We start from the raw sequence: 14,226 nt of genomic DNA, 5'->3' as shown, positions 1-14,226 counted from the left end.
GCCTCCCGCTCCTTTTGGCGCTCCATTATCGCGGACGTGTAACCCGGGGACCGGCGGACCCCTGCACGGCTCGGCCTGTGGGCAGCGCCTCACGACGGCCGGACGGTGCAATATGCATGATACATAGCATGTGTACTATGCACTTCTCGTTGTCATCCGACGAGCCACAGCCTCAACCCGGAGGACCCGCATGACCGTCACCACGTCCACCGCCTCCCGCGCGGCCGAGATCCTGTCCCGGCCCGTCAAGCTGAACGGCCTGACCGTCCCCAACCGCATCGCGATGGCGCCGATGACGCGGATGTTCTCCCCCGGCGGTGTGCCCGGCGAGGACGTGCAGTCGTACTACGCGAGCCGGGCCGCCGCGGGTGTGGGCTTGATCGTCACCGAGGGCACCTACGTCGGTCACGACTCCGCCGGGCAGAGCGACCGGGTGCCGCGGTTCCACGGCGAGGACCAGCTGGCGGGGTGGGCGAAGGTCGCCGCGGCCGTGCACGAGGCGGGCGGCACGATCGTGCCCCAGCTGTGGCACATAGGCATGGTGCGCAAGCAGGGCGAGGCACCGTATGCCGACGCCCCCGCCGTCGGCCCCTCCGGCATCCGCGTCGACGGCACTGAGGGGACCGGCAGGGCGATGACCCGCGCCGACCTCGACGACGTCATCGGCGCGTTCGCCGACGCCGCCGCGGCGGCCGAGCGGATCGGCTTCGACGGCGTCGAACTGCACGGCGCTCACGGCTACCTGCTCGACCAGTTCCTGTGGGAGCGGACCAACCGCCGCACCGACGCCTACGGCGGCGACGCGGTGGCCCGTACGAAGTTCGCCGCGGAGATCGTGGCCGCGGTCCGCGAGCGCGTCCCGGCCGACTTCCCGGTGATCTTCCGCTACTCCCAGTGGAAGCAGGAGGCCTACGACGCACGGCTCGCGCAGACCCCGCAGGAGCTGGAGGCGATCCTGGCCCCGCTGGCGGCGGCTGGCGTCGACGCGTTCCACGCCTCCACCCGGCGCTACTGGCTGCCGGAGTTCGAGGGCTCGAACCTGAACCTGGCGGGCTGGACCAAGAAGCTCACCGACCGGCCGACCATCACCGTCGGCTCGGTCGGCCTCGACGGCGACTTCCTCCGCGCCTTCGCCGGCGAGGGTGCGGCGCTCGGCGACATCGACAACCTCCTGGACCGCATGGAACGCGACGAGTTCGACATGGTCGCCGTCGGCCGGGCGCTGCTCCAGGACCCGCAGTGGGCGGCGAAGGTCCTCGGCAACCGCTTCGACGAGCTGAAGCCGTACGACGCGGCGGCGCTCAGGTCGCTCAGCCGGTAGCCGGTAGCCGGTAATCGGAAGCCGTCCGGACGGCCGGTCCGAGGACGCCCCGTGACCTCGGTCCGCCGAGGTCACGGGGCGTTCGCCTTCCGGCTAAAGATCCCCGAGCCTCGCCGGTGCCACCCATCGCCAATCCGCGGAAACCGGCGAGTGCCGTGCCGGACTGGGCATCCCGTCCGTGGATGGTGTGGTCCGTCTTCGATGTGCCGGCTGTGAGTGCACAGCTGCACCGTGACAGGACAAACCACAGCCTGATCCGTGATCATGTGTCGGGATCTTGGAGCCAGATGCGGATCGAGGCCACGCCAACGGTGCCCTGGCAGATGATCAGGCGTCCATCACCCCGCTCTAGGGCAGGCGGGCCAGCAAGTGGGCGTCGAGGAAGCCCCGCTCGGAGGCCGGGTCGTGGATCAGCCGGGCGACCGTGACGAGCCCAGCCCCGGCCAGCAATTCGGCGAACCGGTCCACCGGCCAGCTATAGGCAGGCGTCACCTTGTGGTCGAAGCGGACCGGCTCCGGTCCGTCGGTCGCGAAGAATGAGACCAGGAGCAGGCCCCCGGGCGCCAGGACACGCACCTGCTCGGCAAGCAGCGCGGGCAGTTCCCCGGGCGGGGTATGGATCATTGAGTAATGGGCCAGCACACCGCCGAGCGCGCCGTCCTCGACCGGCAGAGCCTCCATCCGCGCCTCGTCGAACCGCAGCGCCGGATGGGCCCGCCGGGCGTGGGCGACCATGGCCGGGGAGAGGTCCAGTCCGAAGGCATCCAGCCCCAAGTCGTGCAGCATGGCCGTCAGATGTCCAGGTCCGCACCCGACGTCGGCCGCCCGCGGGATTCCCGTCCCGCCCACCAGCTCGGCGAAGGTGCCGATCATGTTCCGCGAGAACGGCTGCGTCTCCAGCCGATTGGCAAACATCGACGCATACAGCTCGACGACTCCATCGTAGGCCACCCTGGTTTGTTCCTGGTGCTGCACCATGGGAAGGAAGCTAACACCCGTCCGTACGCGCGCCGCTGTCTTCCCCCAAAGCCTGACGATTACGCCGTCGGTGCTCCCATGAAGGCACACACCAGCCGCGACCGGTGACCGCCGCCCACCCGTTGCCGAACCGGCTGTGAGGTGCACGGACGGGGCAGTCTTCCTGAGCGGTTCGGTGGCCGGCATACGCGTGGACCAGCCCGAGACTCCGTGCGGTGCGGTCCCCCCGAGCCGCACCGCACGGAGGTCGTGGCTCCTAGTAGGAGGCGAGACGGAAACGCTGGTAGCCGGCGTACGGGCCGCTCTGGTTCTGGCAGTCGAAGTGCCGCAGGCCGACGTTGCTGTCATCGATGCACAGGCCTGTGGCCCAGTTCTGGAAGCGGGCGTTCCCGTCCGGGGCATAGGTCAGGCTGAACCGCTGGTAGTTGGCGTACGGACCGCTCTGGTCCTGGCAACCGAAATGGCGCAAGCCGGCGTTGCTGTCGTCCACGCACAGGCCGGTGGCCCAGTTCCTGAGGACGTAGGGGCCCCCGGACCATTGCTGGATGAGGTCGAACTTCTGGAAGTTGGCGTACTGACCCCATCGGTCCTGGCAACCGAAGTGGCGCAGGCCGGCGTTGCTGTCGTCCACGCACAGGCCAGTGGCCACGCTCTGGAGCCGGCGGGTGTAGACGGCCTGGGCGCCTGCGATCTGGGCAGTGCCGGACCGGGCGAGCGTGTCCGAGGACTGCGCCCCTGACGTCGTGGGCTGGGGAGGCGAGGACGCGGGCTGGCCGGGCTGGGAGACAGCCGCGGACGGCGAGGTTCCCGCCGTCGAGGTGCCCGCTCCCCCGAGTGTGAGGACGGATGCCGCGAAGACCGCCGCGGCGATCCGGAACAGCCGTCCTCCTGGCGTTCGACGTATGTGTGTCATGCAGAGTCCTCTCGTGAGAGACGGTCGAAGGGGCGGTTCCACTAGGCCCGGGGGTTGGCCCCATAGGCGGCTCAAGTGGCCGTTCCCGTTCGCTTCGCCTCAAGTCTTCGCAGGACAAGGGTTGTTGCGCAGCACGGATCGTCGGCCGAAACAACGAGTTCCTGCGAACGCTGTCGCACCAGATCACGTCAGTCACGGAGGGCCGGGGGGCCGGGCGCCCGGTCACGGCTCCCCTCGTACGCGGACGACCGCGAACCGAGCGGCGGACACCTCGGGGCGGAGAGGCGAGGTAGCGGGGCGAAGGCGCCGGTAGAGGGCGGGATTGCGCCTTGTGGTGCGCTTGAGTCCGATGGTGGGCTGTCGGACCGGGACGGTCCGAGGGATGCACAGGGGGCATGGTGGGGCGTCAGGAGAAGCCGCTCGACGCGGCGTCGGGACCGGTGGCCGGCTTCGCGTTCGCGTTGCGCAAGCTCCGGCAGGAGGCGGGCGGGCCCACCTACGGTGCGATGGCGCGCCGCAGCCCCTACTCGGTCGCCACGCTGTCCCGTGCCGCTGGCGGAGAGCAGCTGCCGACGCTGCCCGTCGTGCTGGCGTACGTAACCGCGTGCGGGGGCGACCCCCAGGAGTGGGAGGCACGCTGGCAACAGGTTTCCGATGAGCTGACCGCTGCCAGGGCGCAGGACCGGTCTGATGAGCGGGCTCCCTACCGGGGCCTGGCCCGCTTCGAGCCGGGTGACCACGCGCTCTTCTTCGGCCGCGATCGGCTGATCGACGATCTCTCGGTCCTCACGAACGAGCACCGGGTGGTCGCGGTTTTCGGTGCCTCCGGCAGCGGGAAATCCTCCTTGCTGCGGGCAGGTCTCATTCCCCGGCTGCGCGATGCCGGCTCGCACGGGCTGCCACGCCCGGCCGCGATCCGCATCCTCACCCCGGGGGAGCATCCACTCGCCACCCACGGCTCCGCCCTGGTCCCCGCGGATGCCGCCGATGCCGCCGGCGACACGTGGCTCGTGGTCGATCAGTTCGAGGAGCTCTTCACGCTCTGTCACGACGAGGTGGAGCGAGCCCAGTTCATCGACGCCCTCCTCGAAGCCGGGAACCTGGGTGGGCGGCTGCGCGTGGTGCTGGGAGTCCGGGCGGACTTCTACGCCCGCTGCCTCGATCACGCGGGCCTCGCGGCCTCGATCCAGGACGCGAGCCTGCCGGTCGGCCGGATGACTCCGACCGAGCTCCGCCAGGCGATCACCAAGCCGGCCGCCGCCTGCGGACTCGTCGTCGAACGCGCCCTGACCGAAGCCCTCGTCGAAGAGGTCGCCACCCACACCAGCGGGCTGCCGATGCTCTCCCACGCCTTGCTGGAGACCTGGCGCGGCCGCCGCGGCCGTACCCTCACCCTGGAGGCGTACGAGCGGGCGGGCGGCATGCGCGGCGCCATCGCCCAGAGCGCCGAAGCGGCGTACGAGGCCATGGACATGCACCAGGCCGAGACCGCCCGGCAGGTGATGCTGCGGCTGATCACCCCGGGCGACGGCGCGCCCGACACCCGCCGCCCCACCACCCGTGCCGAGTTCGAAGCCATCGGCAACAGCGGTCAGATGCCCGCGGTCCTGGAGATGCTGGCCCGGGCCCGCCTGATCACCCTTGGCGAGGAAACCGTCGACCTTGCCCACGAGACCCTGATCACGGCCTGGCCCCGGCTGCACGGATGGATCGAGGCGGACCGCGAGAAGCTGCGCCTGCATCGCTGGCTGACCGAGGCCGCCGATGCGTGGGAGTCCGTCGGCCGGGACCCCGGGGTGCGGATCTCCCCCATACGCCTGACCCAGCTGCGTGATTTCACGACGCCGGGCGGCCGGAGTGAACTCACCACTCTCGAGACCGACTTCCTCGCGGCCGGCACCGCCACCCATCGCCGTACCATCCGCCGCCGGCGGACGGCCCGGGCGACGATATCGCTGCTCGCGGTACTGGCTGTCCTTGCGGGGACCGTCGCCTGGCAGCAGAATCGTTCGGGCGTGGAGCGCCGGCTGCTGACCGCTGCCCTGCACGCGTCGGCCGTCGCGGACAGCCTGAGGGCCACCGACCCGGTCACCGCGGCCCGCCTCGGCCTCGCGGCCTGGAGCATCGCCCGTACGCCGGAGACGAAGGCGGCCCTGTACGCGGCTCACACCAACCGTGCGGAGCCCGACATTCAGCTCTCCACGGGCGACGTACAGCGGCAGAGCGGATGGCTCGGACCGGACGGCACCACCCTCATCCTGCACAAGGAGGGCGAGGTGGAGCAGTGGGACCTGCGCACGGGGCACCGTACCGCCACGCACGCGGTCGACGGTGCTCCCAAGCCGCTTCCGCCCATTCAGTCACGTGACTTGGAGAACCTGGACAACAGCGGGCGGTTACGGCCCAGTCCGGACGGACGGTGGGCCGTCGTGACGACAGCGGGCGGGCGCATCAACGATCAGCCCTTCAAGCCGACGGAGATCCGCCTGTGGGACATCGTCGCCGGTACCCGCAACACAATCGTGAGGGAGAACAAGTCGGCGGTGACCAGCACGTCGTGGGGCGACGGCAGCCGACTGCTGGCAGCGGCTGTGCAGGGGCGGGCGGAGGTGTGGGACGTCCCCACCAGGAGTCTGGTGCTCGCCGCCGACGCGGCCGATGACGGCTTCGATGTCGCCCTCAGCGCGGACGGGCGGCGCCTGGCCCTGTGCGCGCCCGGCGGCGGCGTCGAGATCTGGGACGTGACCCAGCGCAAGCGGGTCACGGCGCCCGATCCACACCTTCTGCGCCTTCCTGGCGGCGCATGCCCGAGGGGGACGCTCCACTTCAGTCCCGACGGGGGGAAGCTGGCCCTGAAACTCGCCACCGGCATACGGCTGATCGGTCTGGACGCCGAAGCGGACAACTCCGGCGCGGAGATCCCCGCACGCGATGTCACCGAGCTGTCCTTCAGCGCCGACGGGACCTTCCTCGCCGCACTCCGCAAGGACGCTGTCCTGCTCTGGCGGACCGACGACCACGGAAAGACTTCGCTCGTCTTCTCCCAGCCGCTGCCGAACGAGATGCCCACGGACATCCGCTTCGACGCCGCGGAGGGCAAGCTCCGCTACCTCCGGGCGGGAAGCCTGAGCGTGGCCACCATCGCACTCGGCCAGGCCATGCAGACCCCGTGGTCCCGGCTTCCCGCAGACCCCGTGTACACCAGCCCCGACGGCGCTCACACGATCACCATGCGCAGGGAGGGCGCGGACCACGTCTTCGAGCAGCGTCCCGTCACCGAGGGTGCGGCCGGACCGGGAGTACGGCTGCCGCCGTTGAGCCTGCCGCAGGTTCCGCCCGAGGGTCTCACCGATCTGGCCCGAGGCACGTTCAGCCCCGATGGAAGCCTCTTCGCCTACAGCTTGCGGGATGCACAGGACACGGCGGTCAGGCTGTGGGACGTCCGGGGCCGAAGGGCGCTGCCGGACCTGCCGGTGCCCGCCGGAGCCAGGGCGGTCCTGGCCCTCGAACCGGTCCTGCAAGACGGAAAACCGGTCGTCTACGCCATCCTCGCCGGGGATTCCTCGACATTGTGGGACCTCACGCGCCGACAACGGATCGCGGAGTTCCCCGGCGGCCCGTCCGCCATGGCGGTCAGGCCCGACGGGAAGCTGCTCGTACTCGGTGACGGAGCCGTGGTCATGCTGCCCGAGGGCGCCGTCCTGAGGCCGACATCGCAGCGAGAGCTCGGCTCGGCGCTGGCGTTCAGCACGGACGGAAGCCTTTTCGCGCTGTCCGACGGTGTCGGCCGCGTCACGCTGTTGAACGGCGTTCTCACCCAGCGGCTGGGAGTACTCAGCGACGGTCTGCCCACCGCGGCCGGCGAACCCGCGCCCGTTACCGCACTGGCCTTCTCCCATGACGGCACTACCCTCGCGACCGGTGACGAACTGGGCCGGATCCGCCTGTGGGACGTGGAATCCCGCAAGGCCCTGGGCACCACCCTGCTCGGCCCCGGGGACGAGGTCACGCGCCTGACCTTCGGACCGGACGACCGTACGCTCCGCTCCCAGAGCCGGTACACCCCGCCACTGGCACACCCGATCGCTCCGGAGGACGTGGCGGCGGCCCTGTGCTCCCGCCTCGGCGGCGGCCTGGACCGCATCCATTGGCGTGACCACATCCGCGAGGCGCCGTACCGGGAGACCTGCCCGCGAACGGCCCACGCGGCCAGGTGATCCCGCACGGGCTCACGCCGGACACAGGTGACGCTGCTCGGACTGTCAGAACCCCTGGGAGTGCGGGCAGGGCTGGGCTGGGCTCACGGACTCGGCGTCAGGTCGGTCAGCGGCCATGCCGTCGCGTCTTCCGGGGGGCGCGACAAGTGCAGCATCGTGTGGAAATAGCCGTCGGTCTCCTTCCCGTACGGGTCGTCGCCGGCCGCGGTCACCACTTGGACGGCGTATCGCTGTTCGTCCGCGTCTGTGAAACGTCGTTGCCGGAACGTGTGCGTGGCGGCCTTCTCGGTGACCAGGCCGTACGAAGCCAGGCATGCGGCGATGGACTCGTACGACGTGGTGCGCAGCACGAAGGCCGCGACCCACACCGGGTCCTGGGCACAGGCCAGGATCGGTTGGAAGGTGCGGGGGGACAGAAAGGTAGCCCCTCCGGTGATCGTGATCAGCCGGGCGTGCCGCGCGGCGCGGAGCAGGGCGGGAGAGGGAGGCGCGCTTTCGAGGTTCTCGGCGAAGCCTTGCTCCAGCAGGCCGACCTCGCACGCGTAGGAGATGGCGTTCGTGGCCATGTCCAGTCCGATCACCCGGGCCGGGTCATGGCGCCGACGAGCCGCGTAGTAGCCGCGATCCCATTCGATCAGTTCGGCTGTGGTCAACGCGGTGGCCTGCGGCGACGTGTAGTGGGCATAGAGGTCGTCCAGTGTCACCTCATGGTTGAGGAGGGCGGCGTTGATGCCGTACGAGCAGCAGATGTCCAGCACGGTCACCGGTTCCGCCGCGCGGGCTGTCCGCGTGCGGGCCGCGACCGCCCGCCGGAAGACACTCTGTCCGTGATGGGGCGCCTGGTACTCCAGTGGGCCCAACGCCCGGAAATAGGCCCGGGGATCCGGCTGATCGTAGATGCCGTCGAACGCCGTCATACCGTCGGGGACGGGGACCTCCGACGCCTGCGCGCCGCTGGCAGCGACGTTCCCCTGCCCCCTGTTGCCCATACCGCTCATGCCGGTTCTCCTCACTCGGCTCAGGTCCGCCATCCGGTCAGAGTCGGTGACCCCAGGGCGGTAGGGGAAGAAGGTGGGGACGAAACCGGCCACGCACCACAGCGGGCCGGGTGAAGATCGCCAACAGCATCCGGAATGCGTGCCAGAACCCGCAACTCGCCGGCCAAGCCATCGGACCGAGGTCGGATCCGACGTGGCATTGAGGCGCGTGCAGGTCTCGCCCGTACCTCGTTCACGTGGAAACGCCGGCGCCTGGAAGGCCGAACGGCCGCGCCGGGAACAGCCGGTCCGGTCGGCGCGGTTGTATCGACCGAGGGACCGGCGACGCACGGGCGGGGAACACGGGGACCACAAGGTCGCCCGCCCCGCCAGGATCCGGGCCCCGTGATCGCGGTACGCCCGCCGCGCACTCGGACCAAGAAGTATTTCTGCAGGAGGACCGTTTCATGGCTGACCGCCCATTGACGCTGATGGCAGTGCACGCCCACCCCGACGACGAGGCCACCGGAACCGGAGGGATCCTCGCGCGGTACGCGGCGGAAGGCATCCGCACGGTTCTCGTGACGTGTACCGACGGCGGTTGCGGTGACGGACCGGGGGGTGTCAAGCCGGGCGATCCCGGGCACGATCCGGCGGCCGTCGCCTTGATGCGCCGTCAAGAACTCAAGGAGAGCTGTGACGTCCTGCAGGTCAGCGATCTGGAGATGCTGGACTATGCCGACTCCGGGATGATGGGCTGGCCGAGCAACGATGCCCCCGGATCCTTCTGGCAGACCCCCGTGGAGGAAGGCGCTGCCCGACTTGCGGAACTCATGCGGCACTACCGACCCGATGTCGTCGTCACCTACGACGAGAACGGCTTCTACGGCCACCCCGACCACATCCAGGCCCACAGGATCACGATGGCTGCACTGAAGATGACCTCGCTGACACCGAAGGTGTACTGGACGACGATGCCCCGCTCGGGGATGCAGCGGTTCGGCGAGATCATGCACGAGTTTCATGAGGACATGCCGGAGCCGGATCCTGCCGAGGCCGCCGCGCTCGCCGAGATCGGCCTCCCCGACGACGAGATCACCACGTGGGTGGACACCACCGCGTTCAGCGGTCAGAAGTTCGACGCGCTGGCCGCGCACGCCAGTCAGGGCGAGAGCATCTTCTTTCTCAAGATGGGCAAGGAGAGGTTCGGCGAGTTGATGGGCACGGAGACCTTCGTACGTGTCCAGGACGCCACCGGCGCGGGCGTACCCGAGAACGATCTCTTCGCCGGACTGCGCTGATCCGCCCGTCCGACGGGTGCCCGGGAAGGCTCAACGGCCACACGGGTGGCATCTCGACCTCACCGTCGGCCGGGCAGTGAGCCGCTCCCCTTCTCCACGGCTACCGCGTGGAGAAGGGGTGTCGCTTTCCGGAAGGGGCCTGCCCACGGGGGCTGGCCTGGGCAAAGGGACAGTCGTCGGTTTGGGGGATCACACCTCCGGTCGCACCTGCGGTCCCCCGCTGGAGGCAACCGTCCCGGTCAGCGGCGGCCGGTGGCCAGGATGACGAGGAACTGGCCGCCGCCGGCCTGGATGTCGGCGGTCACCGGCAGCCCCGGTGCCAGTCGGGAGAACCGGTCCACCAGCCAATCCGCCGCTTCTTGGGCGTCCTTCCTGGTCGGACAACGGCCCACCATCTCGCGGCCGCCCTTGCGTTCCAGCCTCTCGGCCACGGCGATCAGCGGCGCGGGTTCGACTACGTACAGGCGCTCCGGCCAGGCGATGACCACCTTGACCGCGCCCTTGCGGCTGTTGCACCCGCGGTGCGCGAGCCGCTCGGCGACCTTGGCCTTCCGGTCGGCGGTCCGGCTGTCGACGCTGGGCCCCCGCGGGTCGTTCACCGACTCGTCGGGGTCGACGGGTTCATCACATACCCAGCACTGCCAGCCGTCGCGCTCGGCCACATCATCAAGGAGACTCACCCGAGCAAACTACCTGCTCGGCCGCCACCCCACGCACCAAGGCCCCGGCGATGTCTCAAACACCGGCCAACAGCGCCTGGCCGTTCAAGCCAGGACTTCGGCTGCGTCCTGCACCTGGTCGCCGAGGGCGGCGAGGTAGCGCTCGGCGTCGAGGGCCGCGGCGCAGCCGGAGCCGGCTGCGGTGATGGCCTGGCGGTAGGTGTGGTCGACGACGTCGCCGGCGGCGAAGACGCCGGGGATGTTCGTACGGGTCGAGGGCGAGGCGACCTGGATGTAACCGTCGTCGTCGAGGTCGACCTGTCCGGTGAACAGCTCGGTGCGCGGGTCGTGTCCGATCACGATGAACAGGCCGGTGACGTCCAGGGCGCGGAGCTTGCCGGTGAAGGTGTCGCGCAGGACGACCCCGGAGAGCATGCCGCCTGTTTCCTTGATCTCGGCGATCTCACTGTCGAAGGCGAAAGAGATCTTGTCGTCGGTGAACGCCCGGTTCTGCATGACCTTGGAGGCACGCAGGGCGGAGCGGCGGTGGACGATGGTGACCGAGCGGGCGAAGCGGGTGAGGAAGGTGGCCTCTTCCATGGCGGTGTCGCCGCCGCCGACCACGACGATGTCACGGTCGCGGAAGAAGAACCCGTCGCAGGTGGCGCACCAGGAGACCCCGCGGCCGGAGAGGTCGTCTTCCCTGGGGAGGCCGAGCTTGCGGTAGCCGGAGCCGGTCGCGATGATCACGGACTTCGCGCGGTGGACGGTGCCCTCGGAGTCGGTGACTTCCTTGATGTCGCCGGTGAGGTCGACGGAAACGATGTCGTCGTCGATCATCTCGGCGCCGAACTTCTCGGCCTGGGCCCGCATGTCGACCATGAGGTCGGGCCCGTCGACCCCGTCGGGGAAGCCGGGGAAGTTCTCCACCTCGGTGGTCGTGGTGAGGGAGCCGCCCACGAAGATGGAGCTGCCGAAGAGCAGGGGCTTGAGCTGTGCGCGGGCGGTGTAGAGGGCGGCGGTGTATCCGGCGGGGCCGGAGCCCATGACGATGACGTTGCGTACGTCATCGGTCGGGTCGCCTCGGTCACGTCGTGCGCCTCAGGCCTTCGACTTGGCGTCGATCTCGGCGATCAGGCCCTCGATGAGGCCCTTGATCTCGTCGCGGATGGGCCGGACGGCCTCGACGCCCTGGCCGGCGGGGTCCTCGAGCTGCCAGTCGAGGTAGGTCTTGCCGGGGAAGTACGGGCAGGCGTCGCCGCAGCCCATCGTGATGATGTAGTCGGACGCCTGCGCGGCCTGGGGAGTGAGGACCTTCGGCTTCTGGTCGGAGATGTCGATGCCCAGCTCGGCCATCGCGGCGACGGCCGAGGGGTTGATCTGCTCGCCGGGCACGGAGCCGGCCGAGCGGACCTCGACGCGGTCGCCGGCGAGGTGGCGCAGGAACCCGGCTGCCATCTGGGAGCGGCCCGCGTTGTGGATGCAGACGAACAGCACGGACGCGAGCGGGGTGGAGGACATCGTCTCTTCCTTCAATCCAATGACTCAGCCCGGACTGGTATCAGCCCCGAGTGATGTGACAGTATCAGCACATGATGACGTCAGTCGACACTGATCTGCTCCGGGTTCTGGCCGACCCGCTCAGGCTCCAGATCGTGACCCTCCTGGCCAAGGAGACGCTCTGCACCACCCACCTCGTGGAAGAGACGGGTGCCAAGCAGACGAACCTCTCGAACCACCTGAAGGTGCTGCGCGAGGCGGGGGTCGTGGAGACGGAGCCATGCGGGAGGTTCACGTACTACCGCCTGCGCCCGGAGGTCATCGAAGCCATCGCCGGTCAGTTCGCCGACCTGGCCCAGACCGCGCGCGCCACCGCCGAAGCGAACCTCAAGCGGTCCTGCCCGTAGCCCGTGGCCCGTAGCAGCCCGCAGCCCGTAGCCCGTAGCCCTTAGCAGCTCTTGTGCCTCACCTGCCCGAGGAGAACCCGCCTTGACCGCCACCGAGCCCGTCGGCACTGCCCCCGCAGCGGAGCCCGTCACAGCCGCCGACGCGCCCCAGCCCGCACCCGGCGCGACCCCACCTCGCACCCCGCTCGTCGCCCGAGCCGCCGCCGAGCTGGTCGGCACGGCCACCCTCGTGGCGGTCGTGGTCGGCTCCGGCATCCAGGCCACCGAGCTGTCCCAGGACGTGGCGCTCCAGCTCCTGGCCAACTCCACCGCCACGGTGTTCGGCCTCGGCGTGCTGATCGTCCTCCTCGGCCCGGTCTCAGGCGCCCACTTCAACCCGGCCGTCACCCTGGCCGAGTGGTGGACCGCCCGCCGCGGCGGGGCGGGCGTCAACGCCCGCGAGCTCGCCGTCTACGTGCCCTCCCAGATCGTCGGCGCGGTCGCGGGAGCGATCCTCGCGGACGCGATGTTCGGCGAGCCGCTGGTGAAGTGGTCCACCCACGACCGCTCCGCCGGGAACCTCCTCCTCGGCGAGGTCGTCGCCACGGCGGGCCTGATCCTTCTGATCTTCGGCCTGGCCCGCACCGACCGCCTCCGCTTCGCGCCCGTCGCGGTCGCCTCGTACATCGGCGCCGCGTACTGGTTCACCTCGTCCACCTCCTTCGCCAACCCGGCCGTCACCATCGGCCGCGCCTTCACCGACACCTTCGCGGGAATTGCCCCCGCCTCCGTGCCGGCGTTCGTCGGCGCGCAGCTGGCGGGTGCGGTCGTGGGCCTGGCCCTGGTCGCGGTCATCTTCATGCGCGGCAAGACCGACGACGGGCAGCCGGCGGCATGACGCAGCACGCTGATGTGGTGGTGGTCGGCGGCGGCCAGGCTGGGCTCGCCGCCGGCTACTACCTGCGCAGGGCGGGCATCGACTTCACCATCCTCGACGCCCAGGCCTCCCCGGGCGGAGCGTGGCAGCACGCCTGGGACTCGCTGCACCTGTTCTCCCCGGCCGCCTACTCCTCCCTGCCCGGCCGGCTCATGCCGGCGCAGGAGGGCAAGACGTTCCCGGACGTCTCCCACGTACTGGAGTACCTCGCCGACTACGAGAAGCGGTACGAACTCCCCATGCAGCGGGGCGTCCGCGTCGAGGCGGTCCGTGACCAGGCCCCTCTCCTCCGCGTCGAGACGGACTCCGGCGCCTTCACGGCCCGCGTCGTGATCAGCGCGACCGGCACCTGGTGGCGTCCCTTGCTGCCCGCCGTCCCCGGCCGTGAGCACTACCAGGGCCGCCAACACCACACGGTGGACTACCGCAGTCCCTGGGACTACGCGGGCCAGCGCGTGATCGTCGTAGGCGGCGGCAATTCCGGTGCCCAAATCGCCGCCGACCTCGCCCCGCACGCCACCGTCCGCTGGGTCACCCGGCGCTCGGCCCGCTACCTCCCGGACGAGATCGACGGCAGTGCCCTCTTCGAACTCGCCACCCGGCGCGTCCAGTCCGGCGGACCCCGCATCTCCGAACTCGGCGACATCGTCGCCGTTCCGCCCGTCCGAGCCGCCCGCGACGCCGGACTCATCCCGGACCACCGGATGTTCGACAGCCTGACGGCGGACGGCGCCCGCTGGGCCGACGGCAGCACCTGGCCCTGCGACGCGATCATCTGGTGCACGGGCTTCCGCCCCACGCTCTCGCACCTGTCTCCACTGCGCCTGAGCACCGAGGGCGGCCGCATCCCCACCGAGGGCACCCGCGCCGTCGCCGACCCGCGCATCCACCTCCTCGGCTACGGCGACTGGACCGGCCCGGCCTCCTCCACCCTCATCGGTGTCGGCCGTACGGCACGCGGAGCCGCCCGCGAGATCGCCGAGCTCCTCAGCGCCTGAAACCGCCCCGGGGGCGGGCTCCTCGGCTACATGATCGTG

At 70.2% G+C, this 14,226-nt stretch carries 12 protein-coding genes; 6 read left to right on the top strand and 6 right to left on the bottom strand.

Annotation, left to right across the window (positions count from 1 at the left end):
- Window positions 1-190 precede the first annotated feature (190 nt).
- The gene (locus OG625_RS37050) at window positions 191-1,321 is read left to right on the top strand and encodes an NADH:flavin oxidoreductase (RefSeq protein ID WP_329389748.1); all 1,131 of its coding nucleotides are present in this window, start codon (window positions 191-193) and stop codon (window positions 1,319-1,321) included.
- Between the two features lie 348 nt (window positions 1,322-1,669).
- Here OG625_RS37050 and OG625_RS37045 read toward each other — a convergent pair whose 3' ends face one another.
- Together OG625_RS37045 and OG625_RS37040 are read right to left on the bottom strand one after the other, a co-directional pair.
- On the bottom strand, window positions 1,670-2,299 hold the full coding sequence (locus OG625_RS37045) for a class I SAM-dependent methyltransferase (protein ID WP_329389745.1): 630 nt from the start codon (window positions 2,297-2,299) through the stop codon (window positions 1,670-1,672).
- Between the two features lie 256 nt (window positions 2,300-2,555).
- Complete coding sequence (locus OG625_RS37040; RefSeq protein WP_329389743.1) at window positions 2,556-3,212, bottom strand: RICIN domain-containing protein; 657 nt, start codon at window positions 3,210-3,212, stop codon at window positions 2,556-2,558.
- Between the two features lie 395 nt (window positions 3,213-3,607).
- Between OG625_RS37040 and OG625_RS37035 the strand changes: the two genes are divergently transcribed.
- Complete coding sequence (locus tag OG625_RS37035; RefSeq protein ID WP_329389741.1) at window positions 3,608-7,429, top strand: nSTAND1 domain-containing NTPase; 3,822 nt, start codon at window positions 3,608-3,610, stop codon at window positions 7,427-7,429.
- 83 nt (window positions 7,430-7,512) lie between these two features.
- Here the strand turns inward: OG625_RS37035 and OG625_RS37030 are convergent, their stop codons facing one another.
- Complete coding sequence (locus OG625_RS37030; RefSeq protein WP_329389739.1) at window positions 7,513-8,427, bottom strand: hypothetical protein; 915 nt, start codon at window positions 8,425-8,427, stop codon at window positions 7,513-7,515.
- A gap of 446 nt (window positions 8,428-8,873) precedes the next feature.
- On the opposite strand from OG625_RS37030, the gene OG625_RS37025 reads away from it, so the two are divergent.
- On the top strand, window positions 8,874-9,707 hold the full coding sequence (locus OG625_RS37025; RefSeq protein WP_329389737.1) for a PIG-L family deacetylase: 834 nt from the start codon (window positions 8,874-8,876) through the stop codon (window positions 9,705-9,707).
- Window positions 9,708-9,946: 239 nt separating this feature from the next.
- On the opposite strand, the gene OG625_RS37020 is transcribed toward OG625_RS37025, so the two are convergent.
- The 3 genes from OG625_RS37020 to OG625_RS37010 all read right to left on the bottom strand — a co-directional run bounded on the left by OG625_RS37020 (window position 9,947) and on the right by OG625_RS37010 (window position 11,887).
- Window positions 9,947-10,387, bottom strand: a complete 441-nt coding sequence (locus OG625_RS37020) for a hypothetical protein (RefSeq protein ID WP_329389735.1) — start codon at window positions 10,385-10,387, stop codon at window positions 9,947-9,949.
- An 84-nt stretch (window positions 10,388-10,471) separates the two neighbouring features.
- Window positions 10,472-11,413, bottom strand: a complete 942-nt coding sequence (gene trxB, locus OG625_RS37015; RefSeq protein ID WP_329389733.1) for a thioredoxin-disulfide reductase — start codon at window positions 11,411-11,413, stop codon at window positions 10,472-10,474.
- Window positions 11,414-11,467: 54 nt separating this feature from the next.
- A complete protein-coding gene (locus OG625_RS37010) occupies window positions 11,468-11,887 on the bottom strand; it encodes an arsenate reductase ArsC (protein WP_329389731.1) in 420 nt (139 codons plus the stop codon).
- Window positions 11,888-11,958: 71 nt separating this feature from the next.
- On the opposite strand from OG625_RS37010, the gene OG625_RS37005 reads away from it, so the two are divergent.
- The 3 genes from OG625_RS37005 to OG625_RS36995 all read left to right on the top strand — a co-directional run bounded on the left by OG625_RS37005 (window position 11,959) and on the right by OG625_RS36995 (window position 14,187).
- Window positions 11,959-12,273 (top strand): ArsR/SmtB family transcription factor, encoded by a 315-nt coding sequence (locus OG625_RS37005; protein ID WP_329389729.1) that lies wholly within the window; start codon window positions 11,959-11,961, stop codon window positions 12,271-12,273.
- 82 nt (window positions 12,274-12,355) lie between these two features.
- A complete protein-coding gene (locus OG625_RS37000; RefSeq protein ID WP_329389726.1) occupies window positions 12,356-13,150 on the top strand; it encodes an MIP/aquaporin family protein in 795 nt (264 codons plus the stop codon).
- Window positions 13,147-14,187: an ArsO family NAD(P)H-dependent flavin-containing monooxygenase gene (locus OG625_RS36995; RefSeq protein ID WP_329389724.1), complete on the top strand. Its 1,041-nt coding sequence runs from the start codon at window positions 13,147-13,149 to the stop codon at window positions 14,185-14,187. The genes OG625_RS37000 and OG625_RS36995 overlap by 4 nt, the downstream gene beginning before the upstream one ends.
- Window positions 14,188-14,226 lie beyond the last annotated feature (39 nt).

Source organism: Streptomyces sp. NBC_01351 (genome assembly GCF_036237315.1).
Taxonomy (GTDB): domain Bacteria; phylum Actinomycetota; class Actinomycetes; order Streptomycetales; family Streptomycetaceae; genus Streptomyces.
The sequence above is the reverse complement of the archived record's forward strand: the minus strand, read 5'-3'. Positions and strand labels throughout refer to the sequence as shown.

Coding starts and splice junctions, on each gene's coding strand:
- OG625_RS37050 (WP_329389748.1), top strand. CDS start 191: ATGACCGTCACCACGTCCACCGCCTCCCGCGCGGCCGAGATCCTGTCC.
- OG625_RS37045 (WP_329389745.1), bottom strand. CDS start 2,299: ATGGTGCAGCACCAGGAACAAACCAGGGTGGCCTACGATGGAGTCGTC.
- OG625_RS37040 (WP_329389743.1), bottom strand. CDS start 3,212: ATGACACACATACGTCGAACGCCAGGAGGACGGCTGTTCCGGATCGCC.
- OG625_RS37035 (WP_329389741.1), top strand. CDS start 3,608: ATGGTGGGGCGTCAGGAGAAGCCGCTCGACGCGGCGTCGGGACCGGTG.
- OG625_RS37030 (WP_329389739.1), bottom strand. CDS start 8,427: ATGAGCGGTATGGGCAACAGGGGGCAGGGGAACGTCGCTGCCAGCGGC.
- OG625_RS37025 (WP_329389737.1), top strand. CDS start 8,874: ATGGCTGACCGCCCATTGACGCTGATGGCAGTGCACGCCCACCCCGAC.
- trxB (WP_329389733.1), bottom strand. CDS start 11,413: ATGGGCTCCGGCCCCGCCGGATACACCGCCGCCCTCTACACCGCCCGC.
- OG625_RS37010 (WP_329389731.1), bottom strand. CDS start 11,887: ATGTCCTCCACCCCGCTCGCGTCCGTGCTGTTCGTCTGCATCCACAAC.
- OG625_RS37005 (WP_329389729.1), top strand. CDS start 11,959: ATGATGACGTCAGTCGACACTGATCTGCTCCGGGTTCTGGCCGACCCG.
- OG625_RS36995 (WP_329389724.1), top strand. CDS start 13,147: ATGACGCAGCACGCTGATGTGGTGGTGGTCGGCGGCGGCCAGGCTGGG.